The organism is Pseudarthrobacter sulfonivorans (genome assembly GCF_014712225.1).
Classification (GTDB): domain Bacteria; phylum Actinomycetota; class Actinomycetes; order Actinomycetales; family Micrococcaceae; genus Arthrobacter; species Arthrobacter sulfonivorans.
The window spans coordinates 249,408-272,501 of the sequence record NZ_JACXBW010000006.1; the positions used below are offsets into that span (position 1 = coordinate 249,408).

Below are 23,094 nucleotides of genomic sequence, written 5' to 3' on the forward strand. Positions count from 1 at the left end.
GCCCTCGTGCTAGACGTTCAGCGGGCCGGAGCCGTGAACGTCGTCGGGCCCGTGTTGCATCAGTGAGTGCAGGATTTCTGCGGTGGACAACCCGGCGAAGCCGGCCAGGCGCTCCCCTACTGTGCGGAGGTCGGGGCGTACCTCCGTGGGACCCCGCTCTGCCAGGTCGTTCACGAATTGGCGTGCTGCGCCGGCAACCTCCGGCGTCAGGACCGCACGGTCGTCGCTGACCTGATTCCCGGCGTCGGCCAGCAGGCGGGCGGCACGCCCGGCAAGGTCCTGATCCTCCACCACGATAGCCAGCAAGGGAGTCTGGACCCGCTCAAACAAAGCGATCCAGCCCCTGCCTTCCTCGGTACTGCCCAGAAGTTCGTCCCTGACCCGGCGCAAGGCACGGATCTCTGTGTCGCGGCCGAGCAGCCTCCAGCCGATCAGCTCAATGGCGCAGATGCATTGCTGGATCAGTGCCAGCAACCCCGATTCGGCCTCCCGCTTGATGGGTTCTGGATTGGCAGGATGGAAGGAGTCTGCAACGTTCCCCTGCCAGGGGCCGGTCTCGATGGTAAACCCGTAAGTTTTGCGCCGTGAGCTGTCAGCGATGTGCCGCCCGTAGGCGTAATCGCTCAGGGTTCCGGTGGTCGGATAGAGCTTGACGCCGGTCTGGCGGGTGTAGTGTCGGCCCCGTACGTCTTGAATTGCTTGGACAATCCGGTCCCCGACCGTTTCGAACCGCATCAGGTCCCGTGCGATCATGTACTCCGCGTAGGCGGGGTTTGTGATCGGCTGGCACGTGGCCGCCGGGAGCGTGGTGAAGCGTTTCGTGGCGTCGCCGGTCTGGGTTGGCGCGTGCCCCCAGGGGTGCAGCACCAGTTCGGAGTAGGAATGGACATCCGCGAAGCAATCGATGGCATACGCATCAAGCAGGTGCCGGACGTTGCGCGACTCGGGCTCCGACACGGCGGACGGTCCGCAATATGTATCGGCGCACGGGGCGCACGACGTCTGCCCCTCCGTCACGCCCCAAAGAAGGTCTGCATTGCGGTTGAGGTCCACCCCGTCGCACGCCGTCCCCGGATTGTCCCGGCGGTTTTTGCGCCACAGGCCATCGACGGTCATCACATGATGGCGCCCATCAGGATTGACGCACGGCAGGAGGTAGAGATCGATGGTCTCAAGGATCAGCTTCACGTCAGCAGCGGGCCAGATCCTGCCATCGAGGATTACATCGTTGCCGGTCACGTAGCTGGCAACGAGGTCCACCGCCATTTCAATAAGCAGGTCCGGGTTCATCAGCTCGCGGGCATGAGTGCCGCCCACCAGCAGGACACCCCGGCGGTTCTCCCCGCCGCCGGCACGGAGCCGCAGCGCGTTGACCGGCCGTCCCTGGACCGACGGCTCAGGCAACACGAACTGTGAGCAGAGCTGCGGGTACGTTGCGGCGAGGGTGCCGCCGGCAGCATCGAGCTGGGACACGGTGCGGTACATCAGTCCTGCCCTCCTCGCTCGACGCCGGGGAGCCGCTCCTGGAGCCACGCGCGCGCGGCTTCGTCGTCCATTATGAGCGCGGGGTCCAGCGGACCGGGTGGCGCGGCTTGGACGAGTGTGACCTCAAAGCCGTTCTCCACAAGGCGGGCCGCTTCCTCCATGTCAACGAGCAACCGGACGTCCCCCTCCGGGTCGGGTACCCGGTCCATGTCCAGGTCCGCCACACTGCGCATGTCCATGCTGCGCGAAGCCCCGGCCCGGAGGATGACCTCATACCTCACCTTGGGCCGGTCAGTGGCCTTAGGATCTTTCTCGGGGACCATCATTCGCCTCTCTTTCTTGGCAATGGAATCCATCAGCAGGGCAGAAACTCAAGACGGCAGGAACCTGGCTGCAACGCTTCTTCCCCAAGAACCTACAATGAAGGCGTTACAGCGCCGTTACTCCTGACGAGCGATGGAGGCTCCCGCATTGTCGGCCACTTCAGTTCTGGCTCAGTAGCCAGGGTTCAGCCCGCAGCATTGCCGTCGCCCGCCCGTCGTCGTCGAACGCCGCCAACACTGAGGCGATAGTCTCGAGCCTTTCGTCTCCCGAAGCCAAACCGCCGGGCAGGATGGCGCTGACCGCGGCGGCGGCCGCTACGGGCCCGGCCTGGCCCGATACCTCTGCTGCAAGCTTGCCGATCCCCGCGGTGTCACCGACGGCCAATGCAGCGAGCAGCCGTGTCGCCGGGGAGCCGTGCCGTTCAAGATCCGACAACAGTTCCCCCGCTACTCCGAGGCACGACGACGATGCCAGGCTCTGTGCCACTTCAACGTTGTCCAGCGCTCGCCGCCGCTTTCGGTCGGCTTCATCTGCGGGTTCCATGCGCTCAATGGGCACGGTCTCGCTGCGGAGCAACTCACCGCGAGAGGGCCGGAACTCGGCGACAAGGTCGTAGTGCCCGGCGGTGGGGAACAAGGGGGCCACGCCAGCGGCGCTGAGAAGGAGAACGCCTCCCATGAGCGACTGTCCCGGTCCGAGACTCACCTGCCGGGCGCCGCTGTCGGCTGGCCATGGCCAGCCCGCATTGGTCCTGGATCCGCCGGGACCGGTCACGAGGACGTCCAGGTCGCCCTCAAGAAGGTTCAGGCGAGCGCTGGTGACGACGGAGCGGTCCGAACTGTTGGTCAGCGTCGCGACGGCGACCAGCACTTCATCCAGCGGCACTCGTTCTGGGACGAGCAGGCTGAGGGTTAGGCCTGACGTGCCGCCTTCCTTGCTGTCCGTCCGATCCAGAGTCTGGTTCATCTGGGCAAGTTTTCCACAAAATCCTGGGCAATGCTTCCGGCCCTGTCGAGATCGTCCTGCGGCTTGCGCGCCCGCTTCCCATGTGAGAGGGCCTCGGCAACCACCGGGGCATCCCGCTCCACCGGGCAGGCCACCGTTACGGCAAGTTCGACGACCTGTGCGGCCGAGCGCCCCTGCATCGCGAGGTCGAGAAAGTGCTTCGCGTCGCCGGGTTCGGCGGCGCGCGTGTCGGCACGGCGGTAGTCCACATGTTGTCTCGCCAGCGAATTGGCAAGCACCAAAGCACAGGCAGCACCTGTATCGTGCTCGTGGTGCGCCTCTGCAACTGCTGCCAGCCGCCGTCGCGCGTTGTCATCGCGGCCGAAGTCACCCAGGGCCAGCGCCGTCGAAACGCCCCGATCGAGTGTTGCCCCAGCGATGTCACGTTCCTCACCGGACCCGGCCATCCGCACCCTTACGGTGCTCCTGGTGCTCCGGACAGAAGTCCGGCCCCCCAGATCGAATTCGGCCCGAACCACGTGAACGCCCGGCTCCTGGAAGGTGACTCCCTCGCTGGTGAAGAACACCTGCATCAGGCTGGTCAGCGATTGCCCGGGCTGCAACACCGTCGTCTCACGCGGACCGCATGCCACGACAATGTCGAGCACCTGCTCGATCTGTCCGGTCGGCAGTGCGTGTAGCAGCCGCAGGTCCCCTTCGGCCAGGTTGAGATGCTTGCTCGTTTCGCGTGGCTCATCGCCAACGTTCCTCAGCGTCACTTCAGCAACGACGTACTCCCCGACGTACACCTCCTCGGGCAGCTTGAGCTCCAACACCATGCCAACAGCATCGTCGGCATTCACCAGGCCGGCGGCATCCGTCGGCTCAGGGAGCCCCGAGGACAAACTGCCGTGGCCCCAGCCGAACGGTTTCCAGCCCGGGCGCACCTGGGGGTCGGGTGCGTGCACCAAGGAAATCCGGTCATGTTCGGCGAATCCGAACGTCGCAGTGCGGGGATACGGATTCGCCACTGTGGCGAATCCCATCACGTCGCCTGTTTGGTTCATGATCTCGGTGCCGATCGGTGGGTTGTGAACGTCGTGCTTTGGATGAAACAGGTTGAATGCATGGCCTGCTTCATGGACGAGGGTCCGAAGGAATGCCGCGGGCACTTCGTCGAGGGGCTTATTGCGGGCACTTGCCTCGATGGTCGGCCCATCGCCAAGTGTGGCGTCAGCGAACCCGACGGCACCCTCGCGGGGCACCTGGTCCTGGTCAAACATGATTCCGAACAGGGTGCCCTGCGACGAACCGGAGAGTAGCCACAGGCGCCATTCGTCAACGGAACCGGCGCCCCGGTGCGTTGATATCAATGTCTGCAGCTCGGCGATGGTCAGCGACGCATCCTCCGGAACATCAACTTCATCAACCGTCAGGCCCACGTCCCAGCCGGCCGAAGCGTAGACGTTCTGGAACGTGGTGGTCACGCCCGCTCCCGTAATTGCAGATGCCGGCCAGACGCGGTTCGACATTGCGTCGACTTCGACGCGGCAGCCGCGGAAGAAATTCGATGTTTTCGTGGCCTTGACGTCATAGACGCGCCCGCCTATGGCCGCTGTCCCCGACATTCTGGCGGGCTGATGCGGCAAATTGATCAGGCTTTGCCGGCAGGTTAGACGCATTTCGCCTACATCAGTCGAAATGAAATCCTGCGTTGTGCGGTCCCAGATATGGCGAACGAACCCAAAGCCAAGCAGCGCCGAGGCATAGGACACGCCGTTGGAACGGAAGTACCATGAATATTCATTGAGCGGCAGCTGTGGGTACCAGCGGCCGGCAGCCGTGTCCGTGGTGTCCTGGCCGGCAACGCCTGCAGGGCCGCCTGAGGCGAAGCCGTTCGGGAATTCGTCCAAAGGCCCGGGCCGCAGTCCTCGATCGGTGGGGTCTTGTCCCCGGCGAACGTACACGTCTCCGCTGATGCGGAGGGAGGAGGCGCCGACTTGGATGCGCATGGGTCCGCGAATGATCGGATCCTGGCCGGACGGGTCCCCGCCTCTGGCAGTCAGCTCGATCAGCCAGGACCCGTTGAGGGCGCCTAGCGAACACGGCCGTTGCCTCGACGCGCGGACTGCCGGGAGATCTGCCTGGCCGCGCGTTCCTGGAAAGGGGTTGTCGATGATCTGGCCCTGTTCGTCAAAAAGGTAAGGGCCTTCGTCGCAGTCGGAGCAGCCGTCCTCTTGGCCGGTAACACTGTTCATGACGCACCTCTTATCGGAGATCGCGGAATATTGGGCTTCCGTGGCCGGGCCCGTGAGCTTGGTTCAAACAGCTTGCACGCGTGGCGTTACTCCAGCGTTACGGGGGCGCGGACTGTCCTGTGAAGGGCAAACAACTGCGACTTGAGAGACACGCACTTATCGCTGGGGCGCTGCCCCTCCCTGCTCGTGAATCACTCCACCCCGGCAACCGCAAAACGTGAGCTCCTGGTCGCCGTTCCGTTTTCCCAGCACCATTGCCTGACACGTCAGCCGCAGCCACGGGACCCGTTCTTGGTGGCTGTGCCCGCAGAGGTAACAGCCCGGAACGGACCAGGAATACGCGTCTGCCCCGCTATCCGCCATGCACAGGGTGGCAATTTTCTCTTTCATGGAACTAAGCTTTCTGTCTCGATTGTCGGGATGGGCCGATGTGACAACCAGTGTGGTGCGCGGGCCGTGCCGCAGGGATCCGCCTCCGGGCCGGTCTTGCACGTGGTTCCCTGGCATTGCCCGAAGCCTGTGCCCAGTCCGTAGGGGTAGGCGGACTAATGCCAGGGCACTACAACGGGATGAGACCGCCGGGCGGATACGCTCACGGGCGGGCTGAGGCAGACCTTTGCGTGAATCGACGACGACGGGGATTCGGGCCCGGCAGGCTCACTGCCGTAACGCGGCGGTAACGCCTTTCGTTCACGATGGGTTCATCAATATCCCGGATCGTCGGAGACCAGAGTGCCTTCACCGTCCAACACCGACGAGACTACGAAACGGTCGGGCGCGAACGAGCTTCAAGGAGGCGGCCTCATGACGTTGGCCCCAATCATCTCGATCTTCCCGGCCACCGGCGGTGGGCCAGTGGCAAGTGGTGTGCTGACCACCACGACGCAGGACGGCAAGGTGGGATTATTCAGCCCATGGCCCCTTTCGCTGAGTGACGAGGCCTTCAGCGTGTATGCAGCCGATGCCGAGGGCACGGGCGGACAGTGGCTCACGCCGGCTAAGGTGACGGTCCTCGCTCTCCCCGGCCAGGCCCCCCGGCTGGGGGTTGTCACCTTCAACCCGCAGCCCGCCCAAGCGGCCCCGGATGCAGCACTGGATCCGCCCTGGGATCGTGGAGAAGTAACTGCCGCCCTGGCTGCCGCCGATGAGCAGTGGCTGAACGCGTTCGCAGTCGCCAACCCCGATGTGTTCCAGCCGTTGCGGGCCCTAGCCCAGGCCCAGGCAGCCGCGTTTCCTCCCGCCCAGACGACACGGGTTCCGCAGCAGGCAGATGCTGTCGCTGCCGATCCGGTCGCCGCGGACGCGGACTGGTCGTCCTTTTTCTGCAGAATTCTGCTGCGACGCGACTGACCACAGTGCAAGGAACGGAAGCACAACTCCGGCCCAGCCATTTACAACACTTCTGTGGCTGGAGTTCCGGCCGTCCTCAAGTACTGTGCTGCGGCGAAGGACCGGTGCGCCTCTCTCTTCCGCCTGATGGAGGTCGCACCTTTGGCTCTGGTTGGAAATCGTGGGTTGGAATCGTGCCCGACAGGATGTTTGTTCAGTGACCCGGGCGATGAACCTCTTTGAGTGGCGGGAGCAGTTCATCGGTGAGGACATCGGCAGTGACGTATAGGGGCGCCCCCGGTTCTATACGGCGCAGGGCAGCGGCGACGGCGCCGTGCAGCCATTCCCACGTGATGATGGGTGCCTCAGTCGAAGCCAGGGGTTTGCTGTCACGGCCGGATTGTCCCGGGGCGGGGGCTCTGTGTTGTCTCATCGGTTTCTCCTTTCTCTGTGTGAGCATGGCGTCCGCCTCCAGCGGGCATCGGCTGAAGGCATGAAGCAGCAGCCGTGATGTCCGGGCACAGCTCACCACTGGTACCGAGGGGGAGGCACTATTATGGGCCTGCCGGGGCACAGTAGGTCGCCCGGGAAAGCGCACGGATTCGTGCTGTAACGCGGAGCAGGGACAGTGTCAGGTCTGGTCGTAGGAGCTGGCCGCTTCGGGATGACACTGTCGGGGCTGGTTTTAGGAGCTGGCCGCTTCGGGATGACACTGTCGGGGCTGGTTTTAGGAGCTGGCCGCTTCGGGATGACACTGTCGGGGCTGGTTTTAGGAGCTGGCCGCTTCGGGATGACACTGTCGGGTCTGGTTTTCGAAGCAGGGGGCGTTGGGACACCCGGGTCTGGCTCGTTGTATGTCACGTTGGGTTGAGGGATGCTTGTTTTGTCGTCACAACCGCTTAAGGCCAAGCTTGTGGCGACGATTGCAAGTACGGCCCATGAAGATTGTTTGCGCAGAATCAAGGTCTTTCCTTTCATTTATTGTTTGGCCGGTGATGAATCGGCTTAGCCTGCCGACAGCGCCCTGACCTGGTGGGCCGTTAGCTCACCTATTTGTAATCAGTGTGTGTGCGGGGGCCATGCCATTTCGTCCCCCGCATGCCGTCACCTCGTTGTCAGACCACGGGTGTACGGCAGTTAGTTCGCTGTAGCTGGAGTTCGGTAACTAGTCGTCGATGCTAAGCCGTCACTGCTCACTGCGAGATGGAACGAGTCTGGAAGGCGCAAGAGCACCGATCGCGGGTAGCGCCGTGGGCGGTAGCACGGGCTGAAACTGAAGACCTAGCGGATACCACGGCTTTGCCCCCGCCGTGATGCACATTCTGCCGGGGCTTCGACCAACCGGCCGAGCCGGTCTTCAGCAGTAATCCGGTAGGGCCAAACCGCCAGCTCGCGCCAGGCTGGCGTGCCGGCCGCGCCACCGGTCGATGCTTGCACCGGCGGCCGGCGTCGGAGGTACCCCACAGCGAGGAGACGTAGCCGAGCCGCTCGAGTCGGGCCAGCAGCGGGTAGAACATCCCGTCGGACCACCGTCCAGGCGCCCGGATGATAATCGCGGCCGCGGGGTAGCGGCGCTGCGCCGGCGGCTTCCAAAAATGACAGGCGGCCATGCCGATTACCGTCGTTCGACGGTGCCAAAAGTTATGCCAATGAGAGGCCGATTAGTAGTGCAGGCCTGGTTTGCGGGACGGCGCTTTGACTCAGTGCCCTGGCCGGTGACGAGACGCCGACGCTGAGCCGCTCAGCGGTCCCCGTCGGGGATTCCTACCTCCTGCCGGGCCAGCACCGTGACGATGACAGCCACATCTGTCGGGCCGGCGAAGGGCGCAACCGAAGAAATCGAACCGCCCGCCTATCGGGCGGACTCCCCCGTCAGCGCCCGGCTCCTACCTCAGCAGAGCACTGAGCTAGGCTGAATGCGAAGATTCTCGTGGGTCCGCGCCGGGAGACGAAATGGGCAGCTTCGACAATGGAGGCTTGGCAGTGAGCAGTTCTCTCGAACCGAGGCGTTCAAGAATAAGACGGACCTTGCTCTGCATCGCCGGGCTGATCAGCGTTGTACTCGGGTTGGGCATTCGCACGCTCAGCGATGCGGCGTGGACAGGCCCTGCCGGTGATGGCCTCTACGCGGTTCTGATCTACATTCTCGTGGCTATTCTGATTCCGTTGAGGCCCAAGGCACTGATTGCAGCCGCAGCCGTTACCTTCTGTGTGATGGTCGAACTCTTCCAACTCACTGGTCTTCCCGCCGAACTCGGAGAATCCTGGCCACCCCTTCGGCTGGTCCTTGGAACCACGTTCGGCACCGCGGATCTGTTGGCCTACGCCGGTGGCGCTGCCGTCGCTTACGGGGTGGATCGAACCACTGGCACAGTGGTGAACAACAGTCGCCATCTCTAGCTGCCGTTCGTTCCTGCACCCGCCGCGACAGATCAGCTGAATCGAGCAGCCCCTCCTAGGCAGGAGCCAGGTAATAAATCCTGCTCGAGGCATCAACGATAACGATCATGGCGGGAGAGTTCAGTGAGTCATGTCGCACGCTCCGAGGACCTTGTGAACCATCCGCTGCTTTGGCATGGTGATCCCCGTCATCGCTGGGCGGGTCCCCCATGCAACCAGGGCGCAAGCACCGCCGAAAAGGATCGGCTAATGCCGGTCGTCCGTAACGCGCCCCAACAGTGGATGAGGTGTGGACACCGAGGACTACTTGGGGGCGCCACGCTGCTCGAGCCCTCCGTTTGGAAAACCTCCCAGAGCAGGCACGGCTTGCGCTCAGCGACGCACTTGCACGGCGTTCGGAGGGTTGTATGCGCTGCTCAACCGTCAAAACCTACGGCTCATCCAGCAGGGTCCGGCCGGCACCAATCTCCCCACGGCGACCGCACCTCCCTTCGGCAATTTCATGATCTGCTCAGCCGAGCCTTATCTGATTAATCAGAATCTCCCATTGATGCCCTCACCCAGAAACCTGTCTTGGGATTGGCTGCGGGAATATGGCGCCAGGTCAATAGCGTCTTATGGGGTAAGTGCTGGTGAGCCGCCAACAGGCCTACGCTGTCCGGATGAAGGGGACGGCCAGAGAAGTGCCTGTGCATTACGCCGTGTACGGTAGCGGATTTTTCGCACCGGGAGCTGGCGGACGTGCCGGAAGCCGCGAAACCCTATCCCCATCCGGCGCTAATCCTTGCCGGACGCTGCGATGCCACGGCCGGGTACACAGGCTCCTGGGAACTGCTTGACCACTACCCCGCGCTACCTTGCCATGCTCGACCGCGCCGGCCACGCACTGCTGCACGAGCAACCCGGGCCCGGTGCACTCACCCGTTGTCGAATGGCTGGCGCGCATGCGCGGGCAGGCAACAACCTGACCACCCTTCCCACCGGGCAGGCCGGCGTGGTCGGCACCCGTGTGCCTTCACGCTCAACCTGCTGGCGCCACCACGTCCTCCAGCACTGACCTGTCGAAAAAACGGACCTCGCCCGTTGCCTCGAAGAACACCGGAACCACCGATGTACTCGGGTCCTTGGACGTCTCGTAGATCTCAGCCGCACTCCCGTGCTTCCTGGCAATCGTTCCAACCAGCTCGGTACCGCGAACGCGGACAGTTCGATATTTGTAGCTCATGGTGACCCCTTCGTCGGCTACGGCAAACCCTACCCCTGTGGGAGATTGGCTGTCAGTTAGTGCATCAGCTGCCCTACGAGGAGGAACAGCCCGATCACAACCATGGCGGCTCCGGAGCCTCCCGATCCCCAGCCCTACCAGGCACGCCGAACCCGCCATCGCCATCCTCCCCAACAATCTCCACACCGTCCAGGACTCAGCTCCACCCTCGTGATGAAAAAGCGTCGTCGAAAACCGGCCCTTCCATTGTGGCCGCTCATTCAAAAACTATAATCAACTCGCAAATGAGAAATAGTTCTTGACTCTGGCAGTGCCCGGCCGTAGGCTCAAAGAGGCCGCTTGAAGCGCCCGAGAACCACGCCGTCAACGTCGAGAAGAGGCAACTTCATGGACCATCCGTCACCCTTCGATCTGACCGGGCGGACAGCCCTGATCACGGGATCAAGCAGGGGCATCGGAAAGGCGCTCGCGAGCGGCCTCGCAAGGGCCGGAGCCGCCGTCGTACTCCACGGCCTCGACCCGGCCCGCCTGGAAGCCACCAGGAAAGAGCTGGCCGCCGTCTTCGGCAAAGACAAGGTGGGTGCCGTCTCGTTCGACATCACCGACGAGGACGCAGTGGCCTCGGGCGTTGCCGACGCCGAAACCACCTACGGCCCGCTGGACATCCTGGTGAACAACGCCGGCATCCAGCACCGCGTGCCGCTGCTGGAGCTCGACGTCGCCGACTGGAACAGGGTGCTCGCCACGGACCTCACCAGCGCGTTCCTGGTAGGCCGTGAGGCCGCCGGCCGGATGCTGGAACGCAAGCGCGGAAAGATCATCAACATCGGTTCCGTCCAGTCAGACCTCGCCCGGCCCACCATCGGCGCCTATACCGCGGCGAAGGGCGGACTGCGCAACCTCACCCGGGCCATGACCGCGGAATGGGCCGGCCAGGGACTGCAGATCAACGGAATCGCCCCCGGCTACATCCACACCGAAATGACCCAGGCCCTTGTGGACGACGACGCCTTCAACTCGTGGATTCTCGGCAGGACCCCGGCGGGCCGCTGGGGAACCGTGGACGACCTGTCCGGGCCGGTCTGCTGGCTCGCCTCGGACGCGTCCAACTACGTCAACGGGCAAACAATCTTCATCGACGGCGGAATGACAGTGGTGGTCTGACATGACAACAACAGCAACAACTCAAAACTCAGTAACAGGCCCGGCCGTGGTGGTTCACGGCGTCGGCGACCTCCGGATCGAAAGCTTTGAGCACGCAGTGCCCGAACCCCACGAAGCAGTGGTGGACATCGCCTACGGCGGAATCTGCGGCTCCGACCTGCACTACTGGCTCCATGGTGCCGCTGGGGAGTCAATCCTGCGCGCGCCATTGGTGCTCGGCCACGAGGTGGTGGGCACAGTTGTCCAGGCGGCCGCCGACGGCTCCGGACCGGCAGCAGGCACCGACGTTGCCGTCCATCCCGCCACCCCGGGGGGAGGCGGAGTCCGCTATCCTGCGGACCGGCCCAACCTCTCGCCCGGCTGTACTTACCTGGGCAGCGCCGCCCGCTTCCCGCACACCCAGGGCGCCTTCAGCCGGTATTCAGTGCTGCCCGCCAGGATGCTACGCCCTCTCCCCTCCGGGCTGCAGCTGCGCGCGGCCGCCCTCGCCGAACCGGCCAGCGTCGCGTGGCACGCCGTCTCCCGGGCCGGTGACCTCACCGGCAGGCGCGTCCTGGTGATCGGCAGCGGCCCGATCGGCAGCCTGATCGTCGCTGTCGCCAAGCGTGCCGGCGCGGCGGAAATCATCGCCGTCGATATGCACGAGGCGCCCCTGAGAATCGCCCGGGCCGTCGGAGCCACGGGCACCATCCTGGCCACCGACACCGAAGCCATCGAAGTCGTCGAGGCCGACGTCGTACTGGAATCCTCAGGTAACCACCGTGGCCTCGCGTCGGCCCTCCGGGGCGCCATGCGTGGCGGAAAGGTGGTCATGGTGGGGCTTCTGCCCAGCGGTGACCAGCCTGTCCCGATCTCACTGGCCATCACCCGCGAACTCGAACTGTTGGGCTCGTTCCGCTTCAATGATGAAATCGACAAGGTGCTGGCCGCACTGGCCGACGGCTCGCTTTACGTGGAACCCATCGTGACCCACGAATTCCCGTTCACCCAGGCCCTCGAGGCCTTCGACCTTGCCAAGGACCCCACCCGGTCCGGCAAGGTGCTCATCTCCTTCCGCGACGACTAACGCCCACCCCTGCCACTAGGAGCATCCAATGATCCAGACCCTCACGTCGCCCGTTCTGCTCTGCCGTTCCTCCCGCACTATGACTGCCGGCACCGGCACGCATTGCCCGGCCAGCGGCCGCTGGAGCCCGAACGGCGAGCTGAGGCACAGCCAGGTGTTCTTCGAGGGCAGCGTCATGCCAACCTTCGACGGCGCCCCCGTGCTGTGGGCGCTCGTGCCGGAACCGGTCAGGCACTAGCGTGGCCCAACAGCCGCCGCGGTCCGGCCGGCGCCGACGCTTTGAGCCGGTTGACCAGGAAACACTCCGCCGGGAACTGGCATTGAACCGCCAGCAGATAGCAGGGGCGGACAGCAGCATCCGGGACGCCCTCAGGCTGCGGAACGACAGCGTTGCCCGGGCCCTGGCTGACGGCGTAGCGGTGACCCGCATCGCCGACGCGGCAGGAGTCAACAAATTCGACGTACGGCGCCGGATCGGTACCGGCCACACGGAGCTTCAGCCGGCAGGCTGGCCCGCTGAAGCTCACCTCCAGGAGGTCCGCGGCCATGCGCAGACCCTGGCAGCCGCCGTCGGGCATAAGTCAGGATTGGAAGCCCGACGCCGGTCGCTCACTGTCATGGCACTGCGCACGGACCAGCTGGACCTCTTCGCAGTCGCTTCCCTGGCCGCTGTTCCGCCCCAGCGGATCCGCAGCGAGATGCGCGGGACTACGCTCCGGAGCGTGCTGTTGGCCGAACGGGCCTGAGTCTGGGTGCGGCTGACACACGCCGTGCAGCACTAGGACGCGGGCGCGTTTGCCGCTTTGTTTTCGTCCCAGCCAATGAGGGCGCCGCGCAGTGCTGACACCAGCCGTTCGCTGGCCTGCTGCTTGCTCAGGCCCACCGTGTTGATGAGGTCCAGGATTTCGCGGGGATCAAAAAGGATGTTCCAGAGGAACATTGCCTCATCCCCCAGTGCGCTCAATCCGAGCTCGGCGCAGGCTTCCTCCAGCGGGCGCTGCAGGGCTTCGGCCTGGACCGTGAGGTAGAAGGCGCCGCTCCGGAGCCGGGCGAGGTAGCCTTCGCCGGAACGCGTATACAGCATGGCCCCGCCGTGCTTGACCACCAGGTCCACCCATTTGCGACTGACGGCTTCGAGCAGCTCCAGGCCGCCCGTGGTCTGCTTGAGGCTGTAGTCCCTCAGCTTCTGGCCAACGTTGAAGCGGTACTCCGCCAGGACATCCTCAACTGACGCGAAATGCCGGTAGGCCGTGGCCGTGGAGATTTCGGCGTGCTTGGCAATGTCCGTCATATTGATGGGACCCCGCCGGGCGGCAAACAGCGACCCGGCCGCGTTGACCAGCTCCCTGCGGTTACGTTGGGTGTCGCTTCGCATGCCCGTGCCCTTTTCCATGCCTTCCAGCTTATTGCCTGCGCCCGCCGATCGGGCCGCACCAGCCCTTCAGTGCCCCCACCAGCGCGGCTACGAGCCGCCGGGCGGTCTCATCGGGGGTCAGTCCGAGTGTCTCAATGAGATCAAAGATTTCGCGCGGGTCGAACAGCACGTTCCACAGGAACATGGCTTCGTCACCGGGATCGCCGATGCCAAGTTCAAGGCAGGTGTCGCGCAGCGCCGCACTCAGGGCGTCCGCTTGGACCGTCAAGTGCGTGGCGCCCGTGCGCAGCCGGGCGAGGTAGCCTTCGCCGGACCTGGTGTGGACCATCGCGCGGCCGTGGGTCACCACCAGCGTGACCCATTTCGTGCTGACGAGGCGCAGCAGTTCCAGCCCTGCGGCCTCCTGCTGCTGGCTGAACTCCAGGAGTTCACTGCCGACGTCGAACCGGAAACGGGCCAGGACGTCATCCACCGACGCGAAATGCCGGTAGGCGGTGGCCGTGGAGACCTCCGCGGCCCGCGCGATGTCCGCCATGGTGGCCTGCCGGCCCTCGGCAAACAGCTTCCCTGCGGACCGGATGATGTGCTTGCGGTTGCGGACTGTGTCGCTGCGGAGCCCGGGAGCTGCACTGGTGGTGGCCATCAGCGCTACTTCAGCGCGGCGAAGCCGGCTGCGAGCCGTTCCACGCCGGCGGTGATGGCTTCGGCGCTCGCGGCGTAGGACAGCCGCAGGTGGTGCTCGCCGTGGCGGCCGAACTCGCTGCCGGGACGGACGGCCACGCCGTGGCTGCGCAGGTGCGCCACCATCTCCGAAGCCGGAAGATCGGCGTCGTACTTCGGGAAAAGGTAGAACGCACCCTCCGGCGAGCTGACCGTCAGCCCGGGAACGTCCTTCAGGCCGTTGTACATCAGTTCCCGGCGGACCTTGTAGGAGGCGTGCATCCGCTCGATGTCCGGGCCGCAGGTCTGCAGGGCAGTGAGGGCGGCAAGCTGGACGGCGGTGTTCATGGAGCCGTTGAAGGTGTTGTGCACGCGGGCGGCGGAGGCGATGACGTCCGCGGGACCCCAGAGGTAGCCCACGCGCCAACCCGTCATGGCGTAGCTCTTGGAAAAGGTCTGGCAGTAGATGGTCCGGCCCGCGAGGCCCCCGATCTCCAGGGCGGAGGTGAAAGGCTCGGGCGTGTAGACAAGGTCGCTGTAGGCCTCATCGGAGAGGACCAGGATGTCGGTGCCGGCCACCATGGCGGCCAGTGCTTCAAGCTCCGCGCGGGAGTGGACGATGCCGGTGGGGTTGGACGGGTTGCAGAAAACAAACATCTTCGCCCCGTCAAGCGCCGCAGCCAGCGCGTCCAGGTCCCAGTGCAGGTCCTCGGCGAGGGGCACCGGAACGATGGTGCCGCCGGCCATGCTGACCAGGTCCGCATACAGCGAGTAGGTGGGGTCCGGGATGACCACTTTGTCGCCGGGGTTCACAATGCCGAGGATGGCGGCGGCCAAGCCGGCCGTCCCGCCCTGGGTGACCAGCACATCATTGGTGCTGACGCTGGAGCCCAGCAGTCCGCCGATCCGGATGGCGAGTTCGTCCCGCAGCGCCGGCTCCCCGAGCAGCGGTGAATAGTGGGTGTACCCGTCCTGCAGCGCCTTCGCGGCAGCGTCGCGGACCTGCTGGGGGGTGTCAAAGTCGGGCTCGCCCATGGCCAGGGAGACCAGGTCGCCGCTCGACTGCGGCTGCTGGACGCGCAGGGACGTGTCGATCACGCGCTGGACGGCGTCGGAAGGACGGAAGCTGAGGACGCTGGGGGCTGCGGGTGTTGTCACGGAGGTGTCCTTTCAGACAGGAAGGCAGAGGGTAGTTGGGGCGGCGGCAGGATCCCGGCCGCCAATGGTGCCGGGCTACGTTACTTCTGGTTCCGCGGGAGGTCGGATTCGGGGGCACCGGTCCAGCGGCTGATTTCGATGTCCCCGGACGTGTCGCGCTGCACGGTGGGTGCGATGACCAGTTCCTGCACCACCGTCCGCTGCGGCAGCGTTGCCACCAGATGGATGGCCCGGGCCACGTCCTCCGGCTGGACCATGGCGTCCCGTTCCTCCTGGTGCGGCGGACGGGCCCGGTTGTCCAGGATGGGCGTGGCCGTTTCACCCGGGAGGATGGTCACGGCGCGCAGCCCCTCGTTGCGGAACGTGGTGTGCAGGTACGTCATGAAGTTCCGGACCGCCGCCTTGGCTGCCCCGTACGCCGCTCCGCCCAGCAGGTTCGGGGTCACGGCCGCCAGGGACGAAACGGTGATGATGGAGCCGGTGTTGCGGCTGAGCATGTCCGGCAGCACCGCCTGGGTCAGCAGGAAAACGGCATTGAGGTTCACGTCCAGGACCTGGTTCCATTCCTCTTCGGCAATCCAGCGCACGTTGAGGATCTTGCTGGCGCTGCCGGCGTTGTTGATGAGGATGTCCACCAGGCCCACGTTTTCGTGGATCCAGCCCACGAGCGCGTCCACCTCGGCCTTGCTGGCGATGTCTGCGGTGCGGACGTAGGACTTGCCGCCTGCGGCTGAAATCTCGGCGGACAGTTCGTCCAGGACGTCCTGCCGGCGGCCCACGAGCACCAGGGCGGCGCCTTCCGCAGCGAGCAGCTTGGCCGTTTCGCGGCCCATGCCGGTGCCGGCGCCGGTGATGATGGCAACCTTGCCATTCAGAAGCTCCATGGTGCGTCTCTTTCGTCCGGCACGCTGCGGGTGGCAGCGCGGCAATGGGGGCCGGGAGGTCCGGCTAAAACAAGAACCAGTTTAGATATGAGAATAGTTTCTCATTTGAAACTGACGGAGTCAACCGTTTCAGGCGGCGCGTGTGCTGGGCGGTGTGGCTGGGTCCGCTTCGTGCGCGAACGGAAGCCCGACGGCGGCAAACAGGTTGTGCACGCGGTTCTCCAGATCGCAGAGCAGCCGTTGTTGTTCCCGCCAGCGCACGACTGCGGCCTCCTGACTGACCCAGCGGAAGGTCATCTTCCGGCCGGGGCTGGCCTGGCCCAGGACCGGCAGCGAGGCCTTCGTCGCCACCGCAACGATGGGGTAGCCCGCCGTCAGGGTGCGCGAGCGCCCCAGAATGATCAGCTCGTCGCCGTGCGGGATCTCGAAGGCCCCGATGGGGACGCCGTGCGACACGATCTCGCCCAGCCCTTCGGGATGGATGACCGGACCGTCCAGGCGGAGGCCCACATGGTTGGATTTGCCGCCCACTGTGTAGATGCTGCCGCTCAAGAGCTCGCGGATGCCGGGGGTCCTGTCTGTTTCCGGACCGTCCACCACCTCGACGGTCCACACATCCGGACTGAAGTCCGGCACGGGAACGGGCAGACGGAACAGCGGCTGGCCCAGGTACGGCTGGCTGAAGCCGAGGTACCGGCTGGCCAGCTGCACTTTCCGGCCCGCGGCCAGCTGCTGCGGGAAACCCATCCGCGATTCGGGGGCCGCGCTGCCCATAAAGCGCGGGGTGTCCAGGTCTCCGCTGAAAGCCAGGTAGTTGCGCATGCCTCCGGTGGCGTTGGAGATGACCACGCGGGCGTTTGCGGGCACACAGACCGGCTGCCACAACGGTGCCGGGACTCCCCCGACGGTCACGTCCGCGGGGGTTCCGGTGACGGAGATGAAGACGTCATGCGAGGGGGTGAAGGCGAACCTGCCGCCCATGATTTCCAGCAGCGCGGCGCCGCGGCGGTTGCCTACCAGTACGTTGGCCACGGCCGCGGAATGCTGGTCGGCGGCACCGCCACACGGGACGCCCATGTATTCGGAGTCCTCGCGGCCCAGGTCCTGGAAGGTGGACAGCCAGCCGGCCTCGCTGATGGTCAGGGTGACCGCCTGCTCAGACTTCGCTGTCACGGTTGCCGCCTTCCTGGTCCGTGGCCGTACCGGGTGAGGGCCGAAGGAACTGCCCTTCCAGCTCGGCCCACTTGCTTTCCGGGATGACCGTAAACCTGACCCGGTCGCCGGGCCGGTAGGACGTGGCGGGGTTCTCGTGGATATCGCAGACCGTCAATGGCGTCCGGCCAATCACCTTCCAGCCGCTGGGGCCCGGGAACGGCTGGATGATGGCGCTTGTGCCGGCCACCATCACCGAGCCTGGGGCAACGTCCGTCCGGGGCTCGGCGCACCGGCTGACCTGGCCCGGGAACTGCACGCCCGCCATCATCGGCGCCATGGCCGCAGCCAGGAGATTGATGGTCAGGACGGATGAGGTGAGCGCGTTGAGGGCGCCTTCCGGACTGAGTCCCAGTTCCGCAGCTACTGAGGGAAGGTCCGGGGAGAACTCGTCGCTGACCACCATGGGGATCACGAAGTCCTTCGCGCCCGGGACGGGTCCGGCGTCCTGGAGCCCCAGTCCGGCCACGGCAAGCCTGACGGTCTGGGCGAGCTGGCCATGGCTGACCGCCAGGCAGTCGAATTCCACCAGCAGGGATTCCGCCCCCGCCACCACGTTCAGCACCCCGTATGGACGCACCTCCAGGACGACGTCGCGCAGCCTTCGGGCACCGGCACGCCTCACTTCCGCGTCGTCGTCGGCGATGCTCAGCATGAGGGCTGAATCCCCGAAGGGCACCGCCTCCACGCCCGGAGGCTGGCGGAGTTCCGTGGCTAACGGTGGCTGCGTGGTCATATGTCCTGCTCGGTGGGGCGGTAAGCGGTCAGAAGGCGGTCAAGGAGCGCGGCGGCGGCGGTCAGGCCGCGGCGGCCGCCTTGGCCTTCGCGGCGAGGACTTCCTGGAGCCCGGCGGCGGTAATACCTGCCTTTTCCAAAGCCGCGCGGAGGGCTGTGCCGTTCTCCAGGACCTGGGGGTGGTCGCCGTGGAGGAGGACGACGTCGGCATCGTGGCCCAGGGGAACCACCTTGCCGGTGACGGCGCGCACGGTTCCTTCGGTGACCACCTGGACAACGCGGCGGCCGATCTCTTCGGGATCGTGCAGCAGGGCGCCTTCGGTGTTGCGGGAGACGGGCATGCCGTCCTCGCCGTAGCCGCGGTCCGCCAGGAAGACGTAGCCCACTTCGAGGCCGCGCTTGCGGGACTCGTCGGCGAGCAGGCCGTTCTGGCAGATGACGATGTAGGTCGGGTCGTACGCCTTGACGGCGTCGGTGATGGCGCGGGCGTGCTTGGCGTCGGTCTGGGCGATGCTGCCCATCCGGCCGTGCGGGGCGACGTGGCTGATCTTGCCGCCGTGGATGCGGGCAAAGGCGTCCAAGGCGCCGATCTGGTAGAGGACGTCCGTGCGGATTTCCTCTTCGCTGGCCTCGATGAGGCGGCGGCCGAAGCCCACCAGGTCGGGATAGCCGGGGTGGGCGCCCAGTTCGATGCCCCGCTCCACGCACGACTTCACGGTGGCGTCCATAACGCGCGGATCGCCGGCGTGGAAGCCGCAGGCGATGTTCGAGGCCGTGACCAGGCCCAGGAGGGCCTCGTCGTCGCCGATGCTGTAATTTCCGTAGCTTTCGCCGAGGTCTGCAACGACGGCGACTGATTTGATGCCCAAGGTGACTCCAATGGTTCTGGTTGTGGTGCTTATGGTCCAACGACGGCGGCCTGCCGGCAATGGCGGCAGGCCGCCGTCGTTCGTGTCTTGTTAGTGCGTGGCCAGCGGCTGGCCCTTGGTTTCCTTCAGGAAGTAGACGGACGTCAGCGTGATGATGGCCGTGCCGATCGCGGCGTAGGCCGGGACCATGCTGTTGCCCGTGGACTTGATGATCTCCGTCATCACCAGCGGGGCGCTGCCGCCGAAGATGATGGTGCTGATGCTGAAGCCGATGCTGTACGCGCTGTAGCGGACCGTCGTCGGGAACATCTCCGTCAGCACGGTGTGAACCACCGCGGCGTGGCCCGAGAACGCGATGGCCATCACAACGGTTGCGATGCAGGCCAGTGTCATGTTGCCGGTGGTGATCATCGCGAACATGGGGTAGGACACCACGGCCATCAGGACGGCGGAGGCCGCCAGGACCGGCTTGCGACCGATCCAGTCCGAGAGGCGGGCCATCAGCGGGATGCTGATGATGATGGCCACCAGGCTGACGGCAGTCACCATCAGCGCCTGCACCATGGTGAAGTTGTTGCCGGTGCCCAGCTGGGTCTTCAGGTAGGTGGGCATGTAGGCGAACAGGAGGTAGTAGCCGGGGCCGTTCAGGGCCGGCAGGAAGATGGTCAGCGCGATCGCCTTCAGGTGGCGCTTGGAGGTGAAGACAGCCTTCAGCGGGTTGCGTTCCACTTCATTGCGTTCCCGCAGGGCGGCGAAGTGCGGGGTGTCTTCCATCTTCGAACGGATGTAGTAGCCCACATAGCCCAGCGGCAGGGCGAAGAGGAACGGGACGCGCCAGGCCCAGGACTCCATGGTGGCATCGCCGAGCGTGGTGATGAGGGTGGCGGAGAGCCCGCTGCCAAAGAGGAGGGCGCAGAAGGAACCCACGGCGATGAAGCTCATGGCGAAGTTGCGGTGCTTGTTATGTGCGTATTCGCCCACGAACGCCATGGCGCCGGCCACTTCGCCGCCGGCGGAGAAGCCCTGCAGGATGCGGAACAGGATGAGCAGCGCCGGGGCCGCCCACCCGATCACCGACGAGGACGGGATCAGGCCGATACAGGCCGTGGCTCCGGAGATCAGGAGCAGCAGGACGGCCAGGAGGTTCTTGCGGCCCAGCTTGTCGCCCAGGAAGCCGCAGATCACGCTGCCGAACGGCCGGGCGAGGAAGCTGACCAGGAAGCCGACGTTGGTCAGGAGCAGGGACCCGAGGTCCTTGGAGCCCATGATGTTGATGGCAAGGTACGTGGTCAGCAGTCCGTAGATGCCGTAGTCGTACCACTCCACGAAGGAGCCCATGGTGCCGGCGATGGTGGCCTTGCGAACCATCTTGCCGTCCGCGGTGACAACCTCGATTTGTGCGGTGTTCAGTTCCACTGAGTCCGTCGATGCAGTAGTCATTGGTTTCTCTCAGTCTAGGGCTGGTTTATTTCGCCGGATAGCGGCGGTTAGCTGTATTCGCGGGTGATTTCGGCCGTCATTTCGGCCTCGTGGGCGGCTACCGCGATGACGCGCTCCAGGATTTCGGCCGCGCGGGCCTGCGGGATGATGACGACGCCGTCATCATCGGCGGCCACGATGTCACCGGCGGCGCACACTATGCCGCCGATCGCTACGGGTTCGCCGATAACGCCCGGACCGTTCTTGAAGGGGCCGGCGGGCGTGACGCCACGGGCGAAGACGGGGAACTTGATCTCTGTGATGGTGTGGCGGTCGCGGACGTAGCCGTCGATCACGGCGCCGGTGGCGCCTGCCGCCTCGAAACGCTGGGACAGCTGCTCGCCGATGAGGGCGCGGTGTTCGTGGCCGAAGCCGTTGATGACCATCACGTCGCCGGGCTGGATGTAGCCCAGGGCCTCGATGACTGCCGCGTTATCGCCTGCCGCGCCGAGCACAGGAAGGGCCGAGCCGACGCAGTGGGCGCCTTCCCAGATGGCACTGATGCCGCCGTCGACGATGCCCAGGCGCTCCATGGCGTCACCGATGTTGGCCACCGGGAAGGCTGCGAAGGCTTCCACGAGTTCCTTGGGAAGGCGGGTCCACGCGGCCTTGCGGACAGTGAGCTCGAGTGTTGTTGCCATTTGTTGTCACCTTTGTTGGTTCTGCGGACGACGCCGGCCCCCGACTTGTGGTCAGTCAGAATGAGGCGGCAATCACATATGAGAAAAGTTTCGCGTTTCTTTCGCCATCCGTCAAGGGGGCGTGGGCGATTCCCCGAAAAAGACGGGGTTTTGTTGCCAGCGCGTAAATTTGCCGGGCTCTCATGTAACAGCCGTGTGTCAGCTCACAAAAAAGCGTTGACTTGCCGGAGTGCATAAGAGAAACTCTTCTCATTCGCGAACTTTCTCGCAGATCGATCCCGTTGTCATCGAGGAGACACCATGCACGGAAGACTTACCGCCCTGGCCGCAGCCGCGGCGGCAGCAGCGCTGCTGCTGACCGGCTGCACCACCGGCTCTACCGGGACCACCCCCGGCGGGAGTGCGGGGCCCTCCACAGACACCATCCGGACCGCGCTCAACTCGGATCCCACCACCTTCAACGCCGCCAAGGCCAATGCGAAGGACGACTACGAGGTAGCCCGGTTCCTCTTCGACACCGTGGTGCGCCGCGACGCGGACGGCAAGTTCATCGGCGGCCTCGCCACCGAGTGGACGTCGACGGCGACCGACGCCTCGCTGACCATTCGCAAGGACGCCACGTGCGCCGACGGCACGGCCATCACCCCCACCATCGTGGCCAAATCACTGAGCTACTTCGCTGATCCGGCCACCAAGAACAACTTCGGCAAGCTGGTGTTCGGACCCGGCCAGCCGGCCATCACGGCGGACGACGCTGCGGGCACCGTGGCGATCAAGCTTGCGCAGCCCTGGTCCGAACTCATCGGCGGGCTGACCCTGGCCCAGACCGGCATCATCTGCCCCGCCGGACTCGCCGACCTTGAGGGCCTCGCCAAGGGCTCGGTAGCGGGTGCCTTCTCGGGCCCTTACACCCTGACCAAAGCCAGCCACGGCGTCAGCTACGACATGACCCTGCGCGAGGACTACAAGGCCTGGCCGAAGTGGTCCAAGGAGTTGGAGGGAACGCCGGCTAAGACCGTGCGGTTCTTCCCCGGCGTCAACAAGACCACCGTTGCCAACCAGTTGCTGACCGGCGAAATGGATGTCTCGGACATCGCCCCTGCGGACACTGCCCGGTTTGAAGGCAACAAGGACTACACGGTCACCACGGTGCCCTTCGCCGGAATCTTCCTGCTCTTCAACCAGCGCCCCGGCAGCCCCTTCACCGAGCCCGCGCTCCGCAAGGCCGTGGCCCAGCTCATGAACCAGCAGGCCTTCAACGCCGCCGCCTACGCCAACAAGGGCATCCCCTACACCTCCATCGTTGCTCCCACAGTGGCCTGCTCCTTGAAGGACAACTCACACTTCACAAAGGAAGACGCCGAGGCAGCCAAGGCCGTCCTCGCGGGCAAGACCTTCAAGATGGTCGGCACCACCAGCATCGGCCCGAACGGTGCAGGCAGCACCTACGTCCAGGAAGCCCTCCGCGCAGCCGGCGCCACGGTCAACCTGAACCTCGTGGACAACGGAACCTGGGCCACCATGACCCAGACCAAGCCGGAGACCTGGGACCTGACCATCCAGGGCGACGCGAACTTCGTCGGCACCGTGGCCGCGTCGCTGACCCGCATCGCCGGCGTTCCTACGGAGAAGGGTGGCCGCAACATCGGCGGCGGTGAGAACGCAGACATCCTCGCGGAAATCGCCACTGCCCAGTCCGCCACGGATGAGGCCAAGCGCTGCGAGGCCTACGAACGGGCACAGGTCAGCATCCTCGAAGACAACGACATTGTCCCCTTCGTCGGCGAACCCCAGATCGTCGCCCAGCGCGCAGGCTTCTCCATTCAGGCGCCGTCCGGCATCGTCGACTACGCCACCATGCGCATCACAAAGTAAGGCCAAGGAC

22 protein-coding genes are annotated in these 23,094 nt (G+C 65.2%); 7 read left to right on the forward strand and 15 right to left on the reverse strand.

The genetic code is table 11. The annotated features are described in order from the left end of the window. Positions 1 to 9: 9 nt before the first annotated feature. The 4 genes from IAQ70_RS10170 to IAQ70_RS10185 all read right to left on the reverse strand — a co-directional run bounded on the left by IAQ70_RS10170 (position 10) and on the right by IAQ70_RS10185 (position 4,667). Entirely contained in the window at positions 10 to 1,485 is a 1,476-nt protein-coding gene (locus IAQ70_RS10170; protein ID WP_190989193.1) for a M14 family zinc carboxypeptidase, read from the reverse strand. Next, the gene (locus IAQ70_RS10175) at positions 1,485 to 1,808 is read right to left on the reverse strand and encodes a hypothetical protein (protein ID WP_190989194.1); all 324 of its coding nucleotides are present in this window, start codon (positions 1,806 to 1,808) and stop codon (positions 1,485 to 1,487) included. The genes IAQ70_RS10170 and IAQ70_RS10175 overlap by 1 nt, the downstream gene beginning before the upstream one ends. Before the next feature lie 160 nt (positions 1,809 to 1,968). Continuing rightward, complete coding sequence (locus tag IAQ70_RS10180) at positions 1,969 to 2,775, reverse strand: hypothetical protein (protein ID WP_190989195.1); 807 nt, start codon at positions 2,773 to 2,775, stop codon at positions 1,969 to 1,971. Then, the gene (locus IAQ70_RS10185; protein ID WP_190989196.1) at positions 2,772 to 4,667 is read right to left on the reverse strand and encodes a hypothetical protein; all 1,896 of its coding nucleotides are present in this window, start codon (positions 4,665 to 4,667) and stop codon (positions 2,772 to 2,774) included. The genes IAQ70_RS10180 and IAQ70_RS10185 overlap by 4 nt, the downstream gene beginning before the upstream one ends. Positions 4,668 to 5,816: 1,149 nt before the next feature. Here IAQ70_RS10185 and IAQ70_RS10190 point away from each other — a divergent pair. Further along, positions 5,817 to 6,362, forward strand: a complete 546-nt coding sequence (locus IAQ70_RS10190; protein ID WP_190989197.1) for a hypothetical protein — start codon at positions 5,817 to 5,819, stop codon at positions 6,360 to 6,362. 193 nt (positions 6,363 to 6,555) lie between these two features. Here the strand turns inward: IAQ70_RS10190 and IAQ70_RS10195 are convergent, their stop codons facing one another. Next, entirely contained in the window at positions 6,556 to 6,774 is a 219-nt protein-coding gene (locus IAQ70_RS10195; protein WP_190989198.1) for a hypothetical protein, read from the reverse strand. Between the two features lie 1,520 nt (positions 6,775 to 8,294). Between IAQ70_RS10195 and IAQ70_RS10200 the strand changes: the two genes are divergently transcribed. Next, positions 8,295 to 8,741 (forward strand): ribosomal maturation YjgA family protein, encoded by a 447-nt coding sequence (locus IAQ70_RS10200; protein WP_190989199.1) that lies wholly within the window; start codon positions 8,295 to 8,297, stop codon positions 8,739 to 8,741. A 1,021-nt stretch (positions 8,742 to 9,762) separates the two neighbouring features. On the opposite strand, the gene IAQ70_RS10205 is transcribed toward IAQ70_RS10200, so the two are convergent. Continuing rightward, positions 9,763 to 9,966 (reverse strand): hypothetical protein, encoded by a 204-nt coding sequence (locus tag IAQ70_RS10205; protein ID WP_142036025.1) that lies wholly within the window; start codon positions 9,964 to 9,966, stop codon positions 9,763 to 9,765. A gap of 387 nt (positions 9,967 to 10,353) precedes the next feature. On the opposite strand from IAQ70_RS10205, the gene IAQ70_RS10210 reads away from it, so the two are divergent. The 4 genes from IAQ70_RS10210 to IAQ70_RS10225 are packed head-to-tail and all read left to right on the forward strand — an operon-like array spanning position 10,354 to position 12,942. Beyond that, positions 10,354 to 11,130: an SDR family oxidoreductase gene (locus IAQ70_RS10210; protein ID WP_190989200.1), complete on the forward strand. Its 777-nt coding sequence runs from the start codon at positions 10,354 to 10,356 to the stop codon at positions 11,128 to 11,130. Position 11,131: 1 nt separating this feature from the next. Beyond that, entirely contained in the window at positions 11,132 to 12,196 is a 1,065-nt protein-coding gene (locus IAQ70_RS10215) for an L-idonate 5-dehydrogenase (RefSeq protein ID WP_190989201.1), read from the forward strand. Positions 12,197 to 12,224: 28 nt separating this feature from the next. Beyond that, complete coding sequence (locus IAQ70_RS10220) at positions 12,225 to 12,434, forward strand: hypothetical protein (RefSeq protein WP_190989233.1); 210 nt, start codon at positions 12,225 to 12,227, stop codon at positions 12,432 to 12,434. 1 nt (position 12,435) lies between these two features. Beyond that, entirely contained in the window at positions 12,436 to 12,942 is a 507-nt protein-coding gene (locus IAQ70_RS10225) for a hypothetical protein (RefSeq protein WP_190989202.1), read from the forward strand. A gap of 32 nt (positions 12,943 to 12,974) precedes the next feature. Here the strand turns inward: IAQ70_RS10225 and IAQ70_RS10230 are convergent, their stop codons facing one another. The 9 genes from IAQ70_RS10230 to IAQ70_RS10270 all read right to left on the reverse strand — a co-directional run bounded on the left by IAQ70_RS10230 (position 12,975) and on the right by IAQ70_RS10270 (position 21,209). Then, positions 12,975 to 13,589 (reverse strand): TetR/AcrR family transcriptional regulator, encoded by a 615-nt coding sequence (locus tag IAQ70_RS10230; protein ID WP_223859762.1) that lies wholly within the window; start codon positions 13,587 to 13,589, stop codon positions 12,975 to 12,977. 10 nt (positions 13,590 to 13,599) lie between these two features. After that, positions 13,600 to 14,214 carry a TetR/AcrR family transcriptional regulator gene (locus IAQ70_RS10235; protein WP_190989203.1) on the reverse strand — a complete coding sequence of 205 codons (615 nt, stop codon included), beginning with the start codon at positions 14,212 to 14,214 and terminating at the stop codon, positions 13,600 to 13,602. A 5-nt stretch (positions 14,215 to 14,219) separates the two neighbouring features. Further along, positions 14,220 to 15,389, reverse strand: a complete 1,170-nt coding sequence (locus tag IAQ70_RS10240; RefSeq protein ID WP_190989204.1) for a pyridoxal phosphate-dependent aminotransferase — start codon at positions 15,387 to 15,389, stop codon at positions 14,220 to 14,222. A gap of 80 nt (positions 15,390 to 15,469) precedes the next feature. Beyond that, positions 15,470 to 16,273 (reverse strand): SDR family oxidoreductase, encoded by an 804-nt coding sequence (locus tag IAQ70_RS10245; RefSeq protein ID WP_190989205.1) that lies wholly within the window; start codon positions 16,271 to 16,273, stop codon positions 15,470 to 15,472. 129 nt (positions 16,274 to 16,402) lie between these two features. After that, positions 16,403 to 17,446 carry a 5-oxoprolinase subunit C family protein gene (locus IAQ70_RS10250; RefSeq protein WP_317983625.1) on the reverse strand — a complete coding sequence of 348 codons (1,044 nt, stop codon included), beginning with the start codon at positions 17,444 to 17,446 and terminating at the stop codon, positions 16,403 to 16,405. Then, positions 17,430 to 18,221, reverse strand: a complete 792-nt coding sequence (locus IAQ70_RS10255) for a carboxyltransferase domain-containing protein (RefSeq protein ID WP_190989206.1) — start codon at positions 18,219 to 18,221, stop codon at positions 17,430 to 17,432. The genes IAQ70_RS10250 and IAQ70_RS10255 overlap by 17 nt, the downstream gene beginning before the upstream one ends. Before the next feature lie 61 nt (positions 18,222 to 18,282). Further along, on the reverse strand, positions 18,283 to 19,089 hold the full coding sequence (locus IAQ70_RS10260) for a LamB/YcsF family protein (RefSeq protein ID WP_190989207.1): 807 nt from the start codon (positions 19,087 to 19,089) through the stop codon (positions 18,283 to 18,285). A 90-nt stretch (positions 19,090 to 19,179) separates the two neighbouring features. Then, a complete protein-coding gene (locus IAQ70_RS10265; RefSeq protein WP_190989208.1) occupies positions 19,180 to 20,529 on the reverse strand; it encodes an MFS transporter in 1,350 nt (449 codons plus the stop codon). Positions 20,530 to 20,576: 47 nt separating this feature from the next. Next, entirely contained in the window at positions 20,577 to 21,209 is a 633-nt protein-coding gene (locus IAQ70_RS10270; protein WP_190989209.1) for an RraA family protein, read from the reverse strand. A 300-nt stretch (positions 21,210 to 21,509) separates the two neighbouring features. On the opposite strand from IAQ70_RS10270, the gene IAQ70_RS10275 reads away from it, so the two are divergent. Then, a complete protein-coding gene (locus IAQ70_RS10275) occupies positions 21,510 to 23,084 on the forward strand; it encodes an ABC transporter substrate-binding protein (RefSeq protein WP_190989210.1) in 1,575 nt (524 codons plus the stop codon). Positions 23,085 to 23,094: the final 10 nt, after the last annotated feature.

Bases quoted from the DNA above. Each gene is read 5' to 3' on its own strand.
- IAQ70_RS10170 (WP_190989193.1), bottom strand. From the start codon at position 1,485: ATGTACCGCACCGTGTCCCAGCTCGATGCTGCCGGCGGCACCCTCGCC.
- IAQ70_RS10175 (WP_190989194.1), bottom strand. From the start codon at position 1,808: ATGGTCCCCGAGAAAGATCCTAAGGCCACTGACCGGCCCAAGGTGAGG.
- IAQ70_RS10180 (WP_190989195.1), bottom strand. From the start codon at position 2,775: ATGAACCAGACTCTGGATCGGACGGACAGCAAGGAAGGCGGCACGTCA.
- IAQ70_RS10190 (WP_190989197.1), top strand. From the start codon at position 5,817: ATGACGTTGGCCCCAATCATCTCGATCTTCCCGGCCACCGGCGGTGGG.
- IAQ70_RS10195 (WP_190989198.1), bottom strand. From the start codon at position 6,774: ATGAGACAACACAGAGCCCCCGCCCCGGGACAATCCGGCCGTGACAGC.
- IAQ70_RS10200 (WP_190989199.1), top strand. From the start codon at position 8,295: ATGGGCAGCTTCGACAATGGAGGCTTGGCAGTGAGCAGTTCTCTCGAA.
- IAQ70_RS10205 (WP_142036025.1), bottom strand. From the start codon at position 9,966: ATGAGCTACAAATATCGAACTGTCCGCGTTCGCGGTACCGAGCTGGTT.
- IAQ70_RS10210 (WP_190989200.1), top strand. From the start codon at position 10,354: ATGGACCATCCGTCACCCTTCGATCTGACCGGGCGGACAGCCCTGATC.
- IAQ70_RS10215 (WP_190989201.1), top strand. From the start codon at position 11,132: ATGACAACAACAGCAACAACTCAAAACTCAGTAACAGGCCCGGCCGTG.
- IAQ70_RS10220 (WP_190989233.1), top strand. From the start codon at position 12,225: ATGATCCAGACCCTCACGTCGCCCGTTCTGCTCTGCCGTTCCTCCCGC.
- IAQ70_RS10230 (WP_223859762.1), bottom strand. From the start codon at position 13,589: ATGGAAAAGGGCACGGGCATGCGAAGCGACACCCAACGTAACCGCAGG.
- IAQ70_RS10235 (WP_190989203.1), bottom strand. From the start codon at position 14,214: ATGGCCACCACCAGTGCAGCTCCCGGGCTCCGCAGCGACACAGTCCGC.
- IAQ70_RS10245 (WP_190989205.1), bottom strand. From the start codon at position 16,273: ATGGAGCTTCTGAATGGCAAGGTTGCCATCATCACCGGCGCCGGCACC.
- IAQ70_RS10255 (WP_190989206.1), bottom strand. From the start codon at position 18,221: ATGACCACGCAGCCACCGTTAGCCACGGAACTCCGCCAGCCTCCGGGC.
- IAQ70_RS10265 (WP_190989208.1), bottom strand. From the start codon at position 20,529: ATGACTACTGCATCGACGGACTCAGTGGAACTGAACACCGCACAAATC.
- IAQ70_RS10270 (WP_190989209.1), bottom strand. From the start codon at position 21,209: ATGGCAACAACACTCGAGCTCACTGTCCGCAAGGCCGCGTGGACCCGC.
- IAQ70_RS10275 (WP_190989210.1), top strand. From the start codon at position 21,510: ATGCACGGAAGACTTACCGCCCTGGCCGCAGCCGCGGCGGCAGCAGCG.